Here is a 20,737-nt window from a genome sequence, read left to right as displayed (position 1 = left end):
GCAAAAGGAGCGCCACCATGGCCAACCTGAAAATCAAGAATCTGCAAAAAGGCTTCGAAGGTTTTTCCATCATCAAGGGCATCGACCTTGAGGTGAACGACAAGGAATTCGTGGTGTTCGTCGGCCCGTCGGGCTGTGGCAAATCCACCCTGCTGCGGCTGATCGCCGGGCTGGAAGAAGTCAGCGGCGGCACCATCGAGCTGGACGGGCGCGACATCACCGAAGTCAGCCCGGCCAAACGTGACCTGGCGATGGTGTTCCAGACCTATGCGCTGTACCCGCACATGACCGTGAAGAAAAACATGTCGTTCGCCCTCGATCTGGCCGGTGTGCCGAAGGCCGAAGTCGAGAAAAAAGTCGGCGAAGCGGCGCGCATTCTCGAACTGGGCCCGATGCTGGAACGCAAACCGAAACAGCTGTCCGGCGGCCAGCGTCAGCGCGTGGCCATCGGCCGGGCGATCGTGCGCAACCCGAAAATCTTCCTGTTCGACGAACCGCTGTCCAACCTTGACGCCGCCCTGCGGGTACAGATGCGCCTGGAGCTGCTGCGTCTGCACAAAGATCTGAACGCCACCATGATTTATGTGACCCATGATCAGGTCGAAGCCATGACCATGGCCGACAAGGTCGTGGTACTCAATGGCGGCAAAATCGAGCAGGTCGGCTCGCCGCTGGAGCTGTATCACCACCCCGCCAACCTGTTCGTCGCAGGCTTCCTCGGCACGCCGAAAATGGGCTTCCTCAAAGGCAAGATTGCCCGAATCGATGGCCCGACCTGCGAAGTCTCGCTGGACGCCGGCACCCGCATCACTCTGCCGTTCAACGCCTCGCACCTCAGCGTCGGCAGCGCCGTGACCCTCGGCATTCGCCCCGAACATCTGGAGCTGGCACAACCCGGCGACTGCACCCTGCAAGTCACCGCCGACGTCAGCGAACGACTGGGCAGCGACACCTTCTGCCACGTCACGACCAACGCCGGCGAAGCCCTGACCCTGCGCGTGCGCGGTGATCTGGCGAGCCGTTACGGCGAACAACTGAACCTGCACCTGGACGCCGCCCACTGCCATCTGTTCGATGCCGACGGCGTGGCATTGACCCGGCCGCTGCGCGCCGCCGCCTGATTTCGAGACCGACCGATGAAACTCAACAAGCAAAACCTCCAGCGCCTCGCTGCCGAAGTGAAACTCCCGGCCTACAGCCTCAGCGACACCCGCCAGGGCATCGCCCACATCGGCGTCGGCGGTTTCCACCGTGCGCATCAGGCGTACTACACCGATGCACTGATGAACACCGGCGAAGCGCTGGACTGGGCCATTTGCGGCGTCGGCCTGCGCGCCGACGACCGCCGCGCCCGGGACGACCTCAAGGAACAGGATTACCTGTTCACCCTGTTCGAACTGGGTGACAGCGACGACACCGAAGTGCGGGTCATCGGTGCGATCCGCGACATGTTGCTGGCCGAGGACAGCCCTCAGGTGCTGATCGACAAACTCGCCGATCCGCAGATCCGTATCGTCTCGCTGACCATCACCGAGGGCGGCTACTGCATCGATGACAGCAATGGCGAGTTCATGGCGCACCTGCCGCAGATTCAGCACGACCTGACCTACCCGCGCCAGCCGCAAACCGTGTTCGGTTTCCTCTGCGCGGCCCTGGCCAAACGACGCGCAGCGGGCATTCCGGCGTTTACCGTGATGTCCTGCGATAACCTGCCGCACAACGGCGCCGTCACCCGCAAGGCGCTGCTGGCCTTCACGGCACTGCTGGATCCGGACCTGCGTGACTGGATCGATGCCAACGTGAGCTTCCCCAATGCCATGGTCGACCGCATCACGCCGATGACCAGCACTGCGCATCGCCTGCAACTGGCAGACAAACACGCCGTCGACGACGCCTGGCCGGTGGTCTGCGAGCCATTCGTGCAATGGGTGCTGGAAGACAAATTCGTCAACGGCCGCCCGGCCTGGGAAAAGGTCGGTGTGCAGTTCACCGACGATGTTTCGCCCTACGAAGAGATGAAGATCAAACTGCTCAACGGCAGCCATCTGGCGCTGACCTATCTGGGCTTTTTGAAGGGTTACCGTTTCGTCCACGAAACCATGAACGACCCGTTGTTCGTTCGCTACATGCGCGCCTATATGGACCTGGACGTGACCCAGCAACTGGCACCGGTGCCGGGCATCGATCTGACCGAATACAAGAACACGCTGGTGGCACGATTCTCCAACCAGGCGATTGCCGATCAACTGGAGCGGGTGTGTTCGGACGGTTCGTCGAAGTTTCCCAAGTTCACCATTCCGACGATCAATCGGTTGGTCGCTGACGGGCGCGAGACCAAACGGGCGGCACTGGTCGTGGCGGCCTGGGCGCTTTACTTGAAAGGTGTTGACGAGAATGGCGACACCTACTCGATTCCGGACCCTCGGGCGGCGTTTTGTCAGGGATTGGTGGCGGATGACGCGTTGATCACTGAACGGCTGCTGGGGGTTGAGGAGATTTTCGGAACGGCGATACCGCGTTCGCCAGAGTTTGTCGCTGCGTTCGAGTGGTGCCTGAACAGCTTGCGTGAGGAAGGCGTGACGCGGACGCTGGAAAGCATTCTGTCCTGACGGGTGAAACACTCATGACAACCCAGCAACTCTTCCTCGGCATCGACTGCGGCACCCAAGGCACCAAAGCCATCATCCTCGACGCCACCAGCGGTCAGGTGCTGGGCCAGGGTGCCGCTGCCCACACGATGATCAGCGGTGCCAACGGCCGCCGCGAGCAGGACACCGCGCAATGGTTGGAAGCCTTCGCCCTCGCCACCCGCCGCGCCCTGCTGGCAGCGAAGGTAGACGGCCAGTCGATCCTCGGCATCGGTGTTTCCGGCCAGCAACACGGTCTGGTGCTGCTCGACGACCAGGGCCAGGTGCTGCGCCCGGCCAAGCTTTGGTGCGACACCGAAACCACGGCAGAAAACGATCGCCTGCTGACTTGGCTGGGCGGCGAAAAAAGCGCGCTGGAACGCCTCGGCGTGGTCATCGCGCCGGGCTATACCGTTTCCAAATTGTTGTGGACCAAGGAGCGACATCCCGCGGTATTCTCACGCATCGCGAAGATCCTGCTGCCCCACGACTACCTGAACTTCTGGCTGACCGGCCGTGCGTGCAGCGAATACGGTGACGCATCCGGCACCGGCTATTTCAATGTGCGCACCCGCCAGTGGGATTTGCAGCTGCTGCGTGATATCGATGCCAGTGGCCGTCTGCAAGCGGCGCTGCCGGAACTGATCGACGCCCATCAAGCCGTGGGCACGATCCTGCCGGCGATTGCCGAGCTTCTGGGCATTAACTCCAATGCGCTGGTGTCCAGCGGTGGCGGCGACAACATGATGGGCGCCATCGGCACCGGCAATATTCAGCCGGGAGCGATCACCATGAGCCTCGGCTCGTCCGGCACGGTGTACGCCTACGCCGAGGCGCCCAGGGTCAGCCCGGACGCCTCGGTCGCGACCTTCTGCTCATCCAGCGGCGGTTGGCTGCCGTTGATTTGCACCATGAACCTGACCAACGCCACCGGGGCGATCCGCGAGCTGTTCAAACTGGATCTCGACACCTTCAATGCCTTGGTTGCCCAGGCGCCGATCGGCGCCGAAGGCGTAAGCATGCTGCCGTTCCTCAACGGCGAACGCGTGCCTCCCCTGCCCCACGCCACAGGCAGCCTGCATGGCCTGACCATCGATAACCTGACCCGTGCCAATCTGTGCCGTGCCGCCGTCGAGGGCACGACCTTCGGCTTGCGATACGGACTGGATCTGTTGCGCCAGAATGGTTTACAAAGCCGCAGCATTTGCCTGATCGGCGGCGGCTCGAAAAGTGCGGTGTGGCGGCAGATCGTCGCCGACATCATGAACACCCCGGTGATCTGCACCGAGCAAAGCGAAGCCGCCGCCCTCGGCGCGGCGATTCAGGCGGCATGGTGCAAGTCGTGGTCGAATGGCCACGAAGACAGCCTGGCCGACTTGTGCGAGCGCTGCGTGAAGCTCGACCTGAACAGTGAAACCCTGCCGGTTGCCGCCAATGTCGCGGCCTTCCAGCAGGCCTATGAACGCTATCGACAGCATGTCGCAACCTTATAAAGAGCAAACAACTATGTACCTGGTGTGTGGCGAAGCGCTGTTCGATTTCTTCAGCCAAGACGATGCCGGTGGGCAGGCATCGAAAGTCAATTTCAAGGCGATTGCCGGTGGCTCGCCATTCAACGTGGCAGTGGGTTTGCGTCGCCTGGGCGTGGACTCGGCACTGTTCGCCGGGCTGTCCACCGATTACCTCGGCCGGCGCTTGCAGCAAGTGCTGCGGGACGAAGGCGTACGCCCGGATTATCTGGTGGATTTCGCCGCCCCGACCACACTGGCCATGGTCGCGGTGGGCGCCAATGGCTCGCCGCATTACAGCTTCCGTGGCGAAGGTTGTGCCGACCGGCAACTGAGCCTGGCGCATCTGCCGACGCTCGGGCCTGAAGTACGCGGCCTGCACTTCGGCTCTTTCTCGCTGGTGGTGCAACCGGTGGCCGATACCCTGCTCGCCCTGATTCAACGCGAAAGCGGCAAACGCCTGATCAGCCTCGACCCGAACGTGCGCCTCAATCCCGAGCCGAACATCGACCTGTGGCGCGAGCGGATCGCCACACTGGTGCAACTGGCGGACCTGATCAAGGTCAGCGACGAGGACTTGAGCCTGCTGTACCCCGAGCAGGATCCGCAGCGTGTGATCGAAGGCTGGCTGCAGCATCGCTGTCAGGTGGTGTTCCTGACCCGAGGTGGTGAAGGCGCGACCGTATTCAGCCGTGCTCACGGCTCATGGTCGGTGCCGGCGTCTTCGGTGAAGATCGCCGATACCGTCGGTGCCGGCGATACCTTCCAGGCCGCATTGATCACCTGGCTGACCGAGCATGAGCTGGATTCGGTGGACGGCGTACAGCATCTGCAACGCGATCAGATCGACGCCATGCTCAGGTTTGCCGTACAGGCGGCCGCCCTGACGTGCAGCAAGACCGGTCCGGATCTGCCTTATCGCCATCAGTTGACCTGACCGCGTAGACTGGCGCCCTTTTTTGCACGACGGGATGACGGCTTTTGAATTCGGGGCGCACGGCTGGACTTTTGATTTTGGCAGCACTGTTAAGCGGTTGCGGAACATCGCCGCCGCGTTCACCGGAAAACCTCTGCGAGATTTTCCGCGAGAAAAGTGATTGGTACGACGCCGCGCAAGTCACGCAAAAGCGCTGGGGCGTGCCGATCCAGGTGCCGTTCGCGATCATGTATCAGGAGTCCGGCTACCGCTACGACGCCAGGACACCACGCAAATACCTGCTGTGGGTGATCCCGTGGGGCCGGGTCTCGACCGCCGCCGGTTATGCCCAGGCCAAGGATGAAGTCTGGGCCGACTACCAGAAAAGCACCGGTCGCCATGGCGCCGACCGTGAAGATTTCGATGACGCCATCGACTTCGTCGGCTGGTACATGGACAAGACCACCTCGATCAACGGGGTGTACAAGTACGACGCCTACAACCAGTACCTCAACTACCACGAAGGCTGGGGCGGTTTTCGCCAGAAGACTTATGCCAGCAAGGCTTGGCTGCCGCCGGTGGCGCGCAAGGTGCAAAACCGTTCGGACATGTACGGTCAGCAATACGCGGCGTGCAAGGATGACTTGAATCGCGGGTTCTGGAGCCGGTTCTGGCATTGGCTTTAGCTTAGACGGCAAAGACGCCTTCGCGAGCAGGCTCGCTCCCACATTGAGATCTGTGTCGGACCCATATCCTGGGGCCGCTGAAGATCCCCCGTGGGAGCGAGCCTGCTCGCGAAAGCAATTGAACAGGCTCTACAGCTCTAACGATTACAACACCGAAAAGTTGTAACTCACGATCAACCGGGTCTCATCCACGTCCCGGGCGAACTTCTCGTAGTTTGTCCGATACGTCGCGTTACGCAGACGCAGGCTGACGTCCTTGAACGTACCGCTCTGGATCACGTACTTCAGCTCGCTGTCGCGTTCCCACTCTTTGCCTTCCTGATCGCTGCCCGGCACCTTGATGTGATCGCCGTTCACGTAACGGGTCAGGAAGCTCAGGCCGTTGATGCCGATAGCCTTGAAGTCATAGTCGTAACGCAGCTGCCAGGAACGCTCCTGCGCGGCGGCGAAGTCGTTGACCTGCACATAGTTCACCAGGTACGGGTTGCTGCCATCGAGGTACGGCATCGAGTTGTCGCCGTTCATGCGCTGCCAGCCGGCGCTGAAGGTATGGCCGCTGATGCCGTAGGACAGCATGCCGCTCAAGGCCCGGTTGTCGATGGAACCGGCTTTGGCATCGCCACTGTCGGCGCTTTTCAGCAAACGCAGATCGGCTTTCAGTACGCCGTCACCCAGCGGCTGGTTGGCCAGCAGACCCACGAAGTGCTGGCGATAGATGTCTTCCAGTTCAGCGTAGTGATACTGCGCGGTCAGACGGTCGTTAATCTTGTAGTCGAAGCCGTACATGTCGAAATGATCGGCGGTGGTGTTGCAGGCGTAGCGCTTGTTCTTGCAGTGCACGCGGATGTCCTGGGAATCGGTCGAGTCCCGGGCGGTGTACTTGTCCAGGCGTGCAGCCATGAAGGTCAGGTCCTTCACTTCCTTTGAAGTCAGCATCGCACCGTTGAACATGGTCGGCAGCAGGCGGCCATCGTTGTACTTGAGCAGCGGCAGATCCGGCAGCAACGCGCCGTACTTCAGCACCGTGTCCGAGACTTTCACCTTGGCGGTCAGGCCCATTTTCGCGTACTGACCTTTCGAACCGCGCGGGTTGTCGCCGCTGGACGGCAGCAGGCCGCTGTTGCTGCGGTCAGGGCTGGAGTCGAGCTGAAAGCCCGCCATGCCCAGCGCATCGAGACCAAAACCGATGGTGCCTTCGGTGTATCCCGATTGCAGATTGAGAATGAAACCCTGCGCCGACTCTTCGCGCTTGGAAGCGCCCTGATCACTAGAGGTGTGCCCGTCGCGGAAATCGCGGTTGAAATACACCGTGCGCGATTCGATCTTCGCCGTGGTGTCTTCGAAAAAACCGCCGGCCTGGGTCTGCGCGGTAAAACCGGCGCACAGCACCAAGGCTCCGAAGCCAAGCGACTGGCGCGGGGTGATGAGGGGAAATGGGGGACGCATTGAAAACTCCGACAAAACAACGATTGCGCAGGCGCGCAAACAAAACAGAAACAGCTCCCGTCCCGGCACAGTGAAGTGTCGGGAGGAAGTGAACACGCGGGGGTGAGCGCCCATGATGGCAGATGGCTTTGACGTGCTACAGGCGACTTTAGTCTGAAATTGACCCTCAATTCAGAGGCAGAGTCAGGTCTTCAGAACTTTACGATTGTGCGAACTCGGTGAATCCCGCTACATTTGCCTCCTGCTAATTCAAGGACGGACTTCAGAGCATGCTGGACGCTAATGCCATTCACATCAGCTTCTCGATCGAGGGCGCTTCCGCCGATCTGCAAGTCCTCAGTTTCACCGGTCGCGAAGCCCTCAACGAACCGTTCCGTTTCGACCTCGAACTGGTCAGCGCCCGTCCCGACCTCAAACTCGAAGAACTCCTGCACAAGCCCGGCTGCCTGACCTTCGGCGCCACTGGCGAGGGCAAGATTCATGGTCTGGTGTACCGCATCGAGCAAGGCGATTCCGGCAAGACCCTGACCCGTTACAGCCTCAGTCTGGTGCCGCAGCTGGCCTACCTGCGGCACAACCACGACCAGCAGATTTTCCAGCACCTCAGCGTGCCGAAGATCATCGCCCAGGTGCTGGAAGATCGCGGCATCCTGGCCGACGCCTACAGCTTCCAGCTCAACGCCGAGTACCCGGAACGCGAGTACTGCGTGCAGTACGACGAGTCCGACCTGCATTTCATCCAGCGCCTGTGCGAAGAGGAAGGCATTCATTTCCACTTCCAGCACAGCAGCAACGGCCACAAACTGGTGTTCGGCGACGACCAGACCGTGTTCCGCAAACTGAAACCGGTGAACTACCAGCAAGACTCCGGCATGAGTGCCGACAAACCGGTGATCAAGCGCTTCAACCTGCGCCTGGAAACCCGCACCAGCCGCGTCAGCCGCCGCGACTACGATTTCGAGAAACCGAAGATCCTGCCCGAAGGCGCAGCCAAATCCACATTCGCCCCGGACCTGGAAGACTACGACTACCCCGCCCGCTTCACCACCCGCGAGCGCGGCAAGTTCCTCTCGACCCGTGCCCTGGAGCGCCATCGCAGCGACTATAAACTCGCTGAAGGCCAGGGTGACGAACCGACCCTGACCACCGGCCACTTCCTCACTCTGGCCGAACACCCCCGCGCCGAATGGAACGACCTGTGGCTGCTGCTGGAGATTTTCCACGAAGGCAAACAGCCGCAGGTGCTGGGGGAAAACGTCACCAGCGACGTCACCGACAGCAAGAGCGATTTCCATCAGGGCTACCGCAACAGCTTCGTGGCTACCCCGTGGGACGCCCACTATCGCCCTGCCCTCGAACACCCGAAACCGAAAGTCCTCGGCAGCCAGACCGCCATTGTCACCGGCCCTGCCGGCGAAGAAATCCACTGCGACCAGTACGGCCGCGTGAAAGTGCAATTCCATTGGGACCGCGAAGGTCAGGCCGACGACAAGACCACCTGCTGGCTGCGCGTCGCCAGCGGCTGGGCCGGCGCAGCCTACGGCGGCATCGCCATCCCGCGCATCGGCATGGAAGTGCTGGTGACCTTCCTCGAAGGCGACCCCGACCAGCCGCTGGTCACCGGTTGCCTCTACCACAAGGAAAACGTCGTCCCCTACGACCTGCCGGCGAACAAGACCCGCAGCACCTTCAAGACCCTGAGTTCTCCGGGCGGCAAGGGCTACAACGAATTCCGCATCGAAGACAAGAAAGGCGTGGAGCAGATCTACATCCACGCCCAGCGTGACTGGGACGAAAACATCGAGCACGACCAGAAGATCCGCGTCGGCAATGAGCGGCATGACACCGTTGAAGCCAACACCCTCAGCGAATTCAAGGTCGAGGAACACCGCATCACCCACCTGGACCGCAAGAGCGAAATGCGCGCCAACGATCACCTGACCGTGGGCGTGACCCAACATGTGAAGGTCGGCACCGGGCAGTTCGTGGAAGCGGGCACGGAGATTCATTACCACGCTGGCGAAAAAGTGGTGATCGAAGGCGGGATGGAACTGACGGCCAAGGCCGGGGGGAGTTTCGTCAAGGTCGATGCGGGGGGTGTGACCATCAGTGGTGCGGAGGTGAAGGCCAACACAGGTGGTGCGCCGGGTACCGGCACCGGGATCGGGATTCTTACTCCCCTGATTCCAGCCGCAGCCGCCGTAGGGAGTGTCGGGCAATTGCTGGAGCGCAAGATTGTCCCCGAGAAATCCGAACATGACCTGGACTTTCTTGTCACCAGTCAGGACACCGGGCTACCGCTCAAGAACTTTCCCTACGTTATCAGGACCACCTCCGGCAAAAGCATCGTCGGTCGCACCAATGAAGAAGGCAAGACCGCAAAGATTTCGAGCACTGAAGCGGAAATGGCAGTAATCGAAGTCTTTGATGACATTCCACCGATCAACCCAGGATGGGACGATTGAAATGGCTGGAAAAAAACCACTGACCACCACTCAGAAACCACTCACGCCGAAAGCGGACACGGCCTCAGCAAAAGTTGCCGTGGATGACAGTAAACGCTTGAAAGAAATCCGCAAACTGGTTGAAGCCAATAACCAATCCACGATTGATACCAACACCGTAATTTGCCAGATCTATATGGAATCGCGTTTCGATCCTGAAGCCGGTCGAGGGAAGCACGCAGCCAGGGGACTCATGCAAATGCAGGAACCTGCAGTCAAGCAAGTCTATAAATACCGTAAGAAAAAGGAACTGGGTCGTATGCCCAACCAGGCCCAGACGGACGAGGCATTCAGTGCCGGAGCGGCTTTTTACGCGTCCCCCCTTATCTGGGACGAAGCCCAGAACATCAGAATCGGTACCGAGTACATGCAATATTGGCTGGACATTTCGAGTTCCACCGAGGAGGCATACAAAAAGTACCGCGGTAAATCGAACGGGGTTTATTACCGCAAAATCAGTGAATGTGCCAGAAAGCTGGACGCCAGCCCCAACTCTATGGAAGTGCTCAGGGATACATTGAAATGAAAAAACTGTGGTTCCCTTTCCTCCTCGCACTTGCCTGTGATCCCGCTTTTGCAGACGCTCCAAAAGCCCTTCTGGACTGCCCCCTTTCGGACGGCTCGGTGGCCTCTCTGCTGTCCACCTCCAGCGAGGACGGGCAAAGACTTTCCGTCAAAATCGATAACCACACCGAAACGGCTTTCACCGACATGCCCGATTCAGACTTTGTTGGTGAAGTCGCAATGGCCAAATGCACGGGTTCCGGGCTGATCTACGCCATGAACTATGGCTCTCCGTATTTGAAAGGTGCCTTTATTCGCAGGCATCCGGGCAGCAAAGTCCTGGAGCGAATCGACTTTGCCGAAAAGGCCCTCCCGGTTTCTCTGTACCTGAATGCGCAGCAGATGCGCCTGGTCATCCCCAACGACGGTTATGAGATCCCGGAAAAATTCATCGTCTACGACTACACCAGTCCAAAGGGCCAGCCGGAAGAACCCAAAGGGATGAATGCGATGCCTGACAAGAAAGGCTTCGAAATCATCGAACTGAAATGACCGCGTAGTCGTAAAGCCTCGTATCCATTGGCGAAACCGCCCGTCCTAAGGGAAAACCCTACGCCCCTGACGGGCAATTGCGGGTTGTACGAGCCGGGCTAATCCTGCACCATCCGCCCCTTGCTTATTCAATGGACGGAAATCAAGGCATGCTGGACGCCAATGCTACGCACATTACCCTCACGCTCGAAGGCGCTTCCGCCGACCTCCAGGTTCTCAGCTTCACCGGTCGCGAAGCCCTCAACGAACCGTTCCGTTTCGACCTCGAACTGGTCAGCGCCCGTCCCGACCTCAAACTCGAAGAACTCCTGCACAAGCCCGGCTGCCTGACCTTCGGCGCCACCGGCGAGGGCAAGATTCATGGTCTGGTGTACCGCATCGAGCAAGGCGATTCCGGCAAGACCCTGACCCGTTACAGCATCAGTCTGGTGCCGCAACTGGCCTACCTGCGGCACAACCATGACCAGCAGATTTTCCAGCACCTCAGCGTGCCGAAGATCATCGCCCAGGTGCTCGAAGATCGCGGCATCCTGGCCGACGCCTACAGCTTCCAGCTCGGCGCCGAGTACCCGGAACGCGAGTACTGCGTGCAGTACGACGAGTCCGACCTACATTTCATCCAGCGCCTGTGCGAAGAGGAAGGCATTCACTTCCACTTCCAGCACAGCAGCAACGGCCACAAACTGGTGTTCGGCGACGACCAGACCGTGTTCCGCAAACTGAAACCGGTGAACTACCAGCAAGACTCCGGCATGAGTGCCGACAAACCGGTGATCAAGCGCTTCAACCTGCGCCTGGAAACCCGCACCAGCCGCGTCAGCCGCCGCGACTACGATTTCGAGAAACCGAAGATCCTGCCCGAAGGCGCAGCCAAATCCACATTCGCCCCGGACCTGGAAGACTACGACTACCCCGCCCGCTTCACCACCCGCGAGCGCGGCAAGTTCCTCTCGACCCGTGCCCTGGAGCGCCATCGCAGCGACTATAAACTCGCTGAAGGCCAGGGTGACGAACCGACCCTGACCACCGGCCACTTCCTCACTCTGGCCGAACACCCCCGCGCCGAATGGAACGACCTGTGGCTGCTGCTGGAGATTTTCCACGAAGGCAAACAGCCGCAGGTGCTGGGGGAAAACGTCACCAGCGACGTCACCGACAGCAAGAGCGATTTCCATCAGGGCTACCGCAACAGCTTCGTGGCTACCCCGTGGGACGCCCACTATCGCCCTGCCCTCGAACACCCGAAACCGAAAGTCCTCGGCAGCCAGACCGCCATTGTCACCGGCCCTGCCGGCGAAGAAATCCACTGCGACCAGTACGGCCGCGTGAAAGTGCAATTCCATTGGGACCGCGAAGGTCAGGCCGACGACAAGACCACCTGCTGGCTGCGCGTCGCCAGCGGCTGGGCCGGCGCAGCCTACGGCGGCATCGCCATCCCGCGCATCGGCATGGAAGTGCTGGTGACCTTCCTCGAAGGCGACCCCGACCAGCCGCTGGTCACCGGTTGCCTCTACCACAAGGAAAACGTCGTCCCCTACGACCTGCCGGCGAACAAGACCCGCAGCACCTTCAAGACCCTGAGTTCTCCGGGCGGCAAGGGCTACAACGAATTCCGCATCGAAGACAAGAAAGGCGTGGAGCAGATCTACATCCACGCCCAGCGTGACTGGGACGAAAACATCGAGCACGACCAGAAGATCCGCGTCGGCAATGAGCGGCATGACACCGTTGAAGCCAACACCCTCAGCGAATTCAAGGTCGAGGAACACCGCATCACCCACTTGGACCGCAAGAGCGAAATGCGCGCCAACGATCACCTGACCGTGGGCGTGACCCAACATGTGAAGGTCGGCACCGGGCAGTTCGTGGAAGCGGGCACGGAGATTCATTACTACGCTGGCGAAAAAGTGGTGATCGAAGGCGGGATGGAACTGACGGCCAAGGCCGGGGGGAGTTTCGTCAAGGTCGATGCGGGGGGTGTGACCATCAGTGGTGCGCAGGTGAAGGCCAATACGGGTGGTGCACCGGGGGTGGGTTCCGGTATCCAGATTCTGGAGCCGGTCATCCCGTGGGCCGCCGCCAAAGACAAGGCAGGTACCCTGCTCGTCCCTGCTGCCGCGCAAATGGCCCTGGCCAAAGCTGCGCGCAAGGCCGGTGACACCCGCTGCCCGATCTGCGAGGCCTGCCGTGAAGGCAAGTGTGATTTGGGAGCCGTGGCATGAGTGACGCGCTCAACAACTGGCTGGGTGAACAATCGCGCCTCAATCGCGTACTGATCCTCGTGCTCGACTGCCTCGCCGAACCGAACCCGGTCACGCCATTGTACAGCGCCGGCGTAATGCAGCGCTCGGTGCAGCTCTACCGACGTACCGAGTTCGCCCAGTTCGCCGCCATCAGCCCATGGCTGACCGAACTCGAAAACCCGGGCGGCGAAGCGGTCACCCAGTTGCTGGATGACCCGCAGCGTAACTGGGGCTGGATCGGCAGCATGGACAAGGCTGATCTCGACAGCCTGACCCAGCACTGGATCGCCCGTATGGTCATCGACGAGGACGGCGACCGCTCACTGTTCCGCTTCCAGGACAACCGCGTACTCGCCCGTTGCCTGGCCAACATGAAAGACACCGAATGGCCACTGCTGCTCGGCCCAATCAGCAGCGTGCTGTATTGGGATGAAGATCAGTGGAAAAGTGCCGACAACAGCAGGCCGGGCATGTATGCCGTGCCGAATCCGGCGCCTTGGTTGCAAGTCCCTACCCCGCCGGAACGAACCCGCGAAATCCTGCGAGCCAACCTGAAACGCTGGCTGTTGGTGTATCACGCCGAAACCGCCGCGAAACTCTCCGAAACCCGCCCAATCCTCGAATGGCTGGAAGAACAGATGGATCTGCTCGAAGCCTGGCAATGGAACGCACCAGAGCAACGGGAATTCATGTTGACCCTGCGCCTTGCCCCCCAAAATGCCGGAGATGTGGCCTGGCAGCCCTTGCCGGGGGAAACACCGAAAAAGCATTTCGAGCGGTGCGAACGGTTTTTCGCTGTTCACAGCGATGACGTCGCACTGAATTGAATTCAAGACCTTGGGCGTCACTCGCTCGAAACGACCGCCATGGGACAAAGGACAATCAAATGCGTCATCGCAATGTTTTCAATGGGTTTTTTCGTAGTTTGATGATTGGGCTGGGTGCAATTGGGGCTACTGGTTGTTCGGTTGCTCAGCAGGACAGCTTTACGTTGGTGACTGAGCTTCCGCCGGGGTTTCGAATTAGCGGTGAGGCGCAGTACGTGCCTCGTCCCGGAGAAACCTGCACCGTTCCGGTGAAGAAAGGCCGGGAACATCCTGGCTTCAAGTTTTTCAGGCAGGAGCTCAGCGAGAAGGTCCAGACTGCGCAGTTTCAGGTTCCGTTGAGCAGCGTTGAGGGGGGCTGCCCATTGGTTCTGAATAGTTTCGACTATGAAGTTGATGCTAAATATGCTGCTGGATTTGATGATGTTGGAAGGGACTACACCGGCATTGTGTTTCAGGAGAGTACAACTGATAACGTAAAACTTCCTACGCCAACTACTTTGCAACGCGAGTGCGAGTGGTTGTTCCGAACAATGGGGCCTAACCGAATTATTGCAAAAATCCTGAAGTGCACCCCAGTTGCAACGCCGGAACAGGCAAGTGGCTCTGTTGCGAAGGGCCCCCTGCAACGCTCGCAATTGGCAGGTAAGACATTGAAAGTTACTTTCTCGTTGTCCCACGAGGAAAAACCAGCCGTAGGGGATAACTGGGTAAAATTCCCCAACGGATGGAAGCGATGCATGGGCAAGAGTCTGGAAGACCCTTATGCGTTCTGCCGCGGTAACACCACTGATTTCAAACCCTTCAAAATGCCGGACGGGCGCGATTGCACAATCTACCCAACGTGTACCGAATAAGGACATTCATCAATGACGGAAAAAAAAACAGCCCAACCACTACTCGGGGATGCCAAGGAACCGTGCCCTCTAAGAGGCACAAAAGTCCGATTTCGACTGGTCGATGAAACCGGTGATGGTAAGCCCTATGCTGGGCTGAAGTATGTTGTAACCGACAGCGTCGAACAGCGCTATGAGGGTACGCTGGATGCGGCGGGCTTTGGGGAGGTTCTGAACCACTACGAAGGCCCTGTTGTTCTCACAGTAGATCAGCCTTACGCCGGGGGGGAAGAAGAATATAACTGGTTGATGACCCGACCAAGCTACCCGCTAAAAATCAGCGAGCTACAAGTACGGGCCGAAAAAACGCGCTTTGTCCGTGACGATGGACAGCGGGTTGACAACAATCCCGCAAAAGCCGAAGCGGACCATTTTTTTCATGTCGAAGTACGCCACCTCGTTGAAAAAAACGCGCACCTGCCTCGCGAGTCAAAAGCCAAATATCCTCCCAATCAGAATCTGCTGAAAGTCATGGGAGACATCGGCTTCGGCCCGGAGCAATCAAACCTCTGGGGCGTTGCGCTGGTGCCAAATAAACTCACTGTTCTAGAAGTTCGTCCGCTTCGCGCTTTCCGTCCCATGCTTTCGACAGACAACAAATTTAGCGCATTGAACTTGTACCAACTCTCATTATTCGCCGCATTAAGCTACTGCGATTTCGGGCAGGCACCTGCAGAACAGCCAACTGACACCGTGAGTTTCCCTCTAGAACCGAGCGTAGGAAACATGTTTGGTGAAGGTATGGCTTGTTTTGAAGAGTCCTGGAAGGTAGACGCGAAACAATCATCCCCTTACTACCCGCTTTATGAAGACGTCCCATACTCAAAACGTTTCGAAATTCTGCCGTACGATCCAACCCTATATGACCAGAACAAGCCAGAGTCAGGCGCCAACCAAGAGCACCCGGCAAAGTTGCATTTCTTTGACGACAGTAAATTTGATGATGGAACAAATACTCAGGGTTTTATAACGCATCACGATGAAATCGTACTCGTTTCCATACGTGGAACTTTAGAGTTTGTCGATTTTCTACGAGATACTGATGCCGAGCAAATATCCGTAAAAATTGGTGTAGGTAAGGCTCACCAAGGGTTTTACCAAGCTTATGAAGCGATCAACACTTTTGTACAAGCCTACCTCACCCGATTCCACGTTAATCAAAAAGTCATTATTTGTGGCCACAGCCTTGGAGGCGCCATTGCAACGTTGCTCGCAGAGGCGCTTAGACGTAACGCTAAAAATTATGACATTTTGCTTTATACATACGGCTCACCCCGCGCAGGCGATGCAGATTTTGTTCAAGGCGCAGCGGCCTTGGCACACCACCGCATGGTCAACGATAACGATCCGATTCCAAGCGTGCCAGCGCCGTGGATGAACACTCGCAAAAGAATCTGGATGCCTGGTGCCGTCCTTAGCTTTATCACGGCGCCATTTGGCGCGCTGATTTTTGCTTTGGGTCTGAGTCGAACAGGAGGTTCACCTTACGAGCATCAGGGCGATCTGCACCACTTTATGCCTGTGCACTTCAAAGGGCGTGAGCAATCTTCCGTACTGTGGAACCCTGGATGCGAGTCCATCGAAGAAGCCGCGTGCACCCGGGCGGTGAAAAAGTTCGGCGACTTGCCTGATCGCGCCATGTTTATCCGCCAGCTGTTCAAGATGTCTGACCACTTCATGCTGGCATCTTACATTCCAAATGCATGGGCAACGTTGCGCCGCTGGCAACAGACCCAGGAAAGCGGCGGCACGGTGGTTACAAAGACTGAATACGACCAGATCTACTACCAATTGCAGGAAATGCAGGATCGCTTGAAAGCCAAAGAGGCGGAGTTGAACAGTCCTTTCCAATCCGATCGCCGAGCCGCCATGCAACAGGCAAGCGTATTGAGATCGGAAATCGGTAGACTGGACACCTCTCGCCAGCGCCTTCATACCCTGAACTATCTCAAGCTCACACCTGAGGACATCTACGGTTCTGCCACTCAGGCATCAGAACATGATCAGAACGTTGAACGATGGCTGGCGAAGAAAGAGAACAATGTGGAGGTTCGACTCGCGATGATTCCTCAGGCGGGCAGTGCTCAGCTAAGGACTGCGTGATTCGGTATGAACATCCGATCTCACCGGCTTCATCCAGCCCAATGACCAAGGGGAGTCCAGACGGACTCCCCTTTTTGCTTTTGCGTTCCGTCAAACCGGCGCCTGCCAGTTCAACATTTTCTGCTGCGCAACCTGCAGCAAATCATTGCCATCCTGCGCCAGCAGGTACAGCGCATGGGTGATGTGGGGAATGTCCTGCACATCGGCGTGTTTGAAGCACAGGCAATGCAGGGTTTCGAGCAGGTCGGCGGCGGCGCGTACGCGTTGGACGGCGGCTTCGAAGATGTCTTGGGGGTTGGCTTCGGTGTCGATGACCAGCGGTGCGCTGTCGGTGACGCCGCTGTTGAGCGGGAGATAGCGGGCGGAGCTTAGTTTCAGTATTGGCATTGGAATGACTCAAGGCAGCTTGAATGTAACCGCCAGCACCGTGACCAAACGATGGGGAGGCGGACTGTGTACAGGCTTGGTCAACCGAGAACCACCCGACTCGGCTCGCCCGAAGGCGACCCTGCACACAGCCGCCACAGCAATGCACTCCACAGACACGAATGTCCGCCGGGGCGAATAATGGCACACATGCACAGGTGATTACGTTAGGTGACCAAACCTAAGTCGCTGATTTTGCAGCAACACCAAAACCATAACCGCCCCGCTCCAGCCGCCGGAAGCAGACAAGGCACCGATTCCTGTAGGAAGGCGCCGAGACTCCCCCGAGAAACAATCCCCCGTCAGACAGCCGGCGTTCAGCCCGGTTAACCCTCGCTTAACGCCATGGTCAAAGACTCTGACCATCCGCACGCACTCAGCTGATGCTGACGCCCAGTGCGGCAGGTCTGGCGTGTTTCACGCCGGGCTTTCTATCCGTCGCACGGGAGTTTCTCCATGAACATTCGTCCGTTCCTGCTCACCACCGTCCTCGCCTGCACTGCGTTTGCCGGGCTGGCCCAGGCCAATGACACCACAACCACCAAAGCAGTGCCGTACACCTATGGCATGCCGTTGAACGTGGCCAAGGTGGTCTCGATGACCGAGCAGCCAACCAAGGCCTGCAAAGTGATCGATGCCGACATGAAGTACATCGACACCAATGGCAAACCCGAGGAAATCACTTACCGGAAAATGTCTGACGCCTGTGACTTCCAAAACTGACAGAAAGCTCTGATTTGCGGCTTTGCGGTAGGCGGACAAGGGTCCCGAAGGTTATGCTCGGGGCCCTCCTCACTGCCGCAAGGACTCGCCATGCAGTTGTCGTTTCGCACGTTGTCGACCATCACCTTTTCCCTGTGTTTCCTGCTGGCGCTGGCCTGGGGCCTCGTGCCGCAAATACTGCTTTCGATCTGGAGCATTGAGTACTCCGAGGCAGCAGGATTTGTCGCACGACGCATGGCGGTGCTGTTCGCGGCGTTGGGGGTGATGTTTTATCTGGTGCGCAACGCGCCGGTGTCGATCGCGCGCAATGCGCTGAGCAACGGTTTTATCGTCGGCTGCTTTGGTCTGGCCGCGCTGGGTTTTGCCGAATGGCTCAACGGCCATGCCGGCCCCGGGATTCTGCTCGCGGTGCTGGTCGAGTTCGCGCTGGGCCTTGGTTTCGTGCAGGCCCGGCGCGTGACGGTCGAACTGGGTGAAACCGTGGGTTAACCCACTTTCATACGCTGTGCAGGCTGATGATTGGCGGTGTGTTGCGCAAGGTCGGAGCGCAACCCGGCAATCAGGCCGTTGATCTCGCGGCAGCTGTTCAAGTGACTGGCATCGATACCGCTGACCAGCAGATCGACCTGGTCAGTCTGGTGGTCGCCGAAGACCTTGACGGTCATCGACAGATCGGAAGACAGCGTGCATTGGCAGCGTTTCGGCAGAAAGCTGCTTTCAATGATGTTGCGCAGTTCCAAGGCAGACAAAAACATGGCGAACCCTCTCCTTTCTGTGAGACTGCCAATCAAGTATTCACATGTCCGTTGCCACTGTTCCCGGCAGGTGTGTCCCCGCTGAATCCCTGGGTGTGGCAAGCGGCTGTACTGCGAAATGCCCATTGGAGTGTAGGCGCCCGGACTCGGTGCGCCGCACCCGATCAACGCATAAAACGTGCCTTCCATCGGGTCGTATTAAGGCCGTTGAAAATCAATGGCTTGGCGAAAGCATCAGTCTCTGGTCCGTTGCAGAATGCAAGATCACCCCATTTGCGCCACGCATTTTGCAATCCACCGGTGGTTTGCATTCATGGCGCACGGCAGTGAAAATGCCCCTAACCACCCTACACCCGCCAGGAGGCTTCCATGGGAAAATTCACTGTCTACGCGACCGCCGGCCTGATGCTCGCGAGCGTCTCCACCCTTGCCCACGCCGCCAAACTCGAAGACACGGCGCCCTACCCCAAAGCCGAAGCGGGCTTCACCCGCCAAGTCATTCACCTGCCGCAACAAGCTCAGGAAGACAACTTCAAAGTCGAAATCCTCGCCGGCAAAACCCTTGAGGTCGACTGCAACCACCAGCGCCTGGGCGGCACTCTGGTAGAGAAAAACCTCGAAGGCTGGGGATATCCGTTCTACCGCCTGGAACAAGTCAGCGGCCCGATGAGCACACTGATGGCCTGCCCGCCCGGCCCCCAGAAAAAGCGCGCCTTCGTACCGGTGATCGGTGAAGGCTTCACCGTGCGCTACAACAGCAAGCTGCCGATCGTGGTCTACGCACCGAAGGACGTCGAGGTGCGTTATCGCATCTGGTCGGCTTCGGACAAGGTCGGCGTGGCCATTCCAGAGTAACCTCACGCAACAGCGCCACACGCCGCCACACGCTCGGCAACGTGGCGCAAGCTGTCGAAGTTGATATTGGCGCCGGAGTCGATGGCGATCAGCGTCTGATTCCGTGCGCCGGTCTGCGCCACGTACTTTTTGATACCCGCAACCGCCAACGCGCCGGAAGGCTCGGTGATCGAGCGGGTATCGTCGTAGATATTCTTGATCGCCGCGCAGAGCTCGTCGTTGCTGACGGTGATCACTTCATCCACGCAGAAGCGACACACCTCGAAACCATAGGCACCGATCTGCGCCACTGCCACGCCATCGGCAAAGGTGCCGACAATAGGCAGCACCACTCGCTCACCCGCTTGCAACGCAGCCTTCAGACAGGCCGAGTGCTCCGATTCAACGCCAATGATGCGCACCTCTGGCCGCAGGTATTTGACGTAGGCCGCGATACCGGCAATCAACCCGCCACCGCCCACCGGGACGAAAATCGCATCGAGCGGCCCCTGATGCTGGCGCAGCACCTCCATCGCCACCGTGCCCTGACCGGCGATGACATCGGGATCATCGAACGGCGGGACGAATGTCCGGCCGGTCTGCTCGGCCAGTTGCAGAGCGTGAGCCAAGGCAAACGGAAAACTGTCGCCATGCAGTACCGCTTCGGCGCCGCGACTGCTGACGCCCAGCACTTTCAATTCCGGGGTGGTCGCCGGCATCACGATGGTCGCCGCAATGCCCAGCTCGCGGGCGGCCAGCGCTACGCCTTGGGCATGATTGCCCGCCGAAGCCGTGATCACACCGCGCGCCTTCTGCTCATCGCTCAACTGCACAAGCCTGTTATAGGCGCCGCGAATCTTGAAGGAGAACGTCGGTTGCAGGTCTTCGCGCTTGAGCAAAATCCGGTTGGCCAGTGTTTCGGACAACGCCGGCGCTGATTGCAGCGGCGTGCGCACTGCCAGTTCATACACCGGCGCGGCGAGGATCTTCTTCACATACTGTTCAAGCAGGGCTTGCTGGGCGGGGCTGTGGCGCATGGTCGTCTCCTGACTTTTTATTCAAAACCCCGGAGACAGAAAGTAGAAACCCGCCTCTAGGGCGGGTTGGGTGCTGCAGTCGTGAGCTAGCCCGCCAAATGAGGAATGGCGGTAATAATGCTTGGCTGGCAGCGCCATACCTGTCTCTTTTAC

Annotated in this window: 18 protein-coding genes and 1 pseudogene; 15 read left to right on the top strand and 4 right to left on the bottom strand. The window is 59.0% G+C overall.

Features of this window, described 5'->3' with window-relative positions; genetic code table 11:
- The first annotated feature begins 17 nt into the window (after positions 1 to 17).
- Genes ACK6BI_RS23790 through ACK6BI_RS23770 form a run of 5 tightly spaced genes read left to right on the top strand, consistent with a single transcriptional unit; the run spans position 18 to position 5,737 of the window.
- Positions 18 to 1,121 (top strand): ABC transporter ATP-binding protein, encoded by a 1,104-nt coding sequence (locus ACK6BI_RS23790; protein WP_409318983.1) that lies wholly within the window; start codon positions 18 to 20, stop codon positions 1,119 to 1,121.
- Between the two features lie 15 nt (positions 1,122 to 1,136).
- The gene (locus tag ACK6BI_RS23785) at positions 1,137 to 2,609 is read left to right on the top strand and encodes a mannitol dehydrogenase family protein (RefSeq protein WP_409318982.1); all 1,473 of its coding nucleotides are present in this window, start codon (positions 1,137 to 1,139) and stop codon (positions 2,607 to 2,609) included.
- A gap of 14 nt (positions 2,610 to 2,623) precedes the next feature.
- Positions 2,624 to 4,120 (top strand): xylulokinase, encoded by a 1,497-nt coding sequence (xylB, locus tag ACK6BI_RS23780; RefSeq protein ID WP_409318981.1) that lies wholly within the window; start codon positions 2,624 to 2,626, stop codon positions 4,118 to 4,120.
- Positions 4,121 to 4,133: 13 nt separating this feature from the next.
- Positions 4,134 to 5,072 carry a carbohydrate kinase family protein gene (locus tag ACK6BI_RS23775; protein ID WP_409318980.1) on the top strand — a complete coding sequence of 313 codons (939 nt, stop codon included), beginning with the start codon at positions 4,134 to 4,136 and terminating at the stop codon, positions 5,070 to 5,072.
- A gap of 44 nt (positions 5,073 to 5,116) precedes the next feature.
- Positions 5,117 to 5,737, top strand: a complete 621-nt coding sequence (locus ACK6BI_RS23770; protein WP_409318979.1) for a hypothetical protein — start codon at positions 5,117 to 5,119, stop codon at positions 5,735 to 5,737.
- 144 nt (positions 5,738 to 5,881) lie between these two features.
- On the opposite strand, the gene ACK6BI_RS23765 is transcribed toward ACK6BI_RS23770, so the two are convergent.
- Complete coding sequence (locus ACK6BI_RS23765) at positions 5,882 to 7,183, bottom strand: OprD family porin (RefSeq protein ID WP_409318978.1); 1,302 nt, start codon at positions 7,181 to 7,183, stop codon at positions 5,882 to 5,884.
- A 269-nt stretch (positions 7,184 to 7,452) separates the two neighbouring features.
- Here ACK6BI_RS23765 and tssI point away from each other — a divergent pair, with 269 nt between their 5' ends.
- From tssI to ACK6BI_RS23730, 7 genes are all read left to right on the top strand, one after another.
- Positions 7,453 to 9,648 carry a type VI secretion system tip protein TssI/VgrG gene (gene tssI, locus ACK6BI_RS23760; protein ID WP_409318977.1) on the top strand — a complete coding sequence of 732 codons (2,196 nt, stop codon included), beginning with the start codon at positions 7,453 to 7,455 and terminating at the stop codon, positions 9,646 to 9,648.
- A 1-nt stretch (position 9,649) separates the two neighbouring features.
- Complete coding sequence (locus ACK6BI_RS23755) at positions 9,650 to 10,213, top strand: transglycosylase SLT domain-containing protein (protein ID WP_367253323.1); 564 nt, start codon at positions 9,650 to 9,652, stop codon at positions 10,211 to 10,213.
- Positions 10,210 to 10,743: a hypothetical protein gene (locus ACK6BI_RS23750; protein WP_409318976.1), complete on the top strand. Its 534-nt coding sequence runs from the start codon at positions 10,210 to 10,212 to the stop codon at positions 10,741 to 10,743. The genes ACK6BI_RS23755 and ACK6BI_RS23750 overlap by 4 nt, the downstream gene beginning before the upstream one ends.
- 149 nt (positions 10,744 to 10,892) lie before the next feature.
- Positions 10,893 to 12,965 carry a type VI secretion system tip protein VgrG gene (locus ACK6BI_RS23745; RefSeq protein WP_409318975.1) on the top strand — a complete coding sequence of 691 codons (2,073 nt, stop codon included), beginning with the start codon at positions 10,893 to 10,895 and terminating at the stop codon, positions 12,963 to 12,965.
- Complete coding sequence (locus ACK6BI_RS23740; protein ID WP_409318974.1) at positions 12,962 to 13,813, top strand: DUF4123 domain-containing protein; 852 nt, start codon at positions 12,962 to 12,964, stop codon at positions 13,811 to 13,813. Before ACK6BI_RS23745 ends, ACK6BI_RS23740 begins: the two co-directional genes overlap by 4 nt.
- 59 nt (positions 13,814 to 13,872) lie before the next feature.
- The gene (locus ACK6BI_RS23735; protein ID WP_409318973.1) at positions 13,873 to 14,667 is read left to right on the top strand and encodes a hypothetical protein; all 795 of its coding nucleotides are present in this window, start codon (positions 13,873 to 13,875) and stop codon (positions 14,665 to 14,667) included.
- Positions 14,668 to 14,679: 12 nt separating this feature from the next.
- Positions 14,680 to 16,809 carry a lipase family protein gene (locus ACK6BI_RS23730; RefSeq protein WP_409318972.1) on the top strand — a complete coding sequence of 710 codons (2,130 nt, stop codon included), beginning with the start codon at positions 14,680 to 14,682 and terminating at the stop codon, positions 16,807 to 16,809.
- A 90-nt stretch (positions 16,810 to 16,899) separates the two neighbouring features.
- Here the strand turns inward: ACK6BI_RS23730 and ACK6BI_RS23725 are convergent, their stop codons facing one another.
- Positions 16,900 to 17,196 carry a hypothetical protein gene (locus tag ACK6BI_RS23725; RefSeq protein WP_323160361.1) on the bottom strand — a complete coding sequence of 99 codons (297 nt, stop codon included), beginning with the start codon at positions 17,194 to 17,196 and terminating at the stop codon, positions 16,900 to 16,902.
- 495 nt (positions 17,197 to 17,691) lie between these two features.
- Between ACK6BI_RS23725 and ACK6BI_RS23720 the strand changes: the two genes are divergently transcribed.
- Both ACK6BI_RS23720 and ACK6BI_RS23715 read left to right on the top strand, forming a co-directional pair.
- Entirely contained in the window at positions 17,692 to 17,958 is a 267-nt protein-coding gene (locus ACK6BI_RS23720) for a DUF2790 domain-containing protein (RefSeq protein ID WP_409318971.1), read from the top strand.
- A gap of 90 nt (positions 17,959 to 18,048) precedes the next feature.
- Complete coding sequence (locus tag ACK6BI_RS23715) at positions 18,049 to 18,447, top strand: hypothetical protein (RefSeq protein WP_409318970.1); 399 nt, start codon at positions 18,049 to 18,051, stop codon at positions 18,445 to 18,447.
- On the opposite strand, the gene ACK6BI_RS23710 is transcribed toward ACK6BI_RS23715, so the two are convergent.
- Positions 18,444 to 18,713 carry a DUF1652 domain-containing protein gene (locus ACK6BI_RS23710; RefSeq protein WP_409318969.1) on the bottom strand — a complete coding sequence of 90 codons (270 nt, stop codon included), beginning with the start codon at positions 18,711 to 18,713 and terminating at the stop codon, positions 18,444 to 18,446. The two genes, ACK6BI_RS23715 and ACK6BI_RS23710, sit on opposite strands and share 4 nt — an antisense overlap.
- Positions 18,714 to 19,082: 369 nt before the next feature.
- On the opposite strand from ACK6BI_RS23710, the gene eco reads away from it, so the two are divergent.
- Entirely contained in the window at positions 19,083 to 19,568 is a 486-nt protein-coding gene (gene eco, locus ACK6BI_RS23705; protein WP_409318968.1) for a serine protease inhibitor ecotin, read from the top strand.
- A 29-nt stretch (positions 19,569 to 19,597) separates the two neighbouring features.
- Here the strand turns inward: eco and ilvA are convergent.
- Positions 19,598 to 20,584: pseudogene (gene ilvA / locus ACK6BI_RS23700) on the bottom strand (threonine ammonia-lyase, biosynthetic); the annotation flags it as partial.
- Positions 20,585 to 20,737 lie beyond the last annotated feature (153 nt).

The sequence above is a fragment of the Pseudomonas sp. KCJK9016 genome (genome assembly GCF_046231795.1).
GTDB lineage: Bacteria > Pseudomonadota > Gammaproteobacteria > Pseudomonadales > Pseudomonadaceae > Aquipseudomonas > Aquipseudomonas bananamidigenes.
This window is presented reverse-complemented; position numbering and strand designations above follow the sequence as displayed.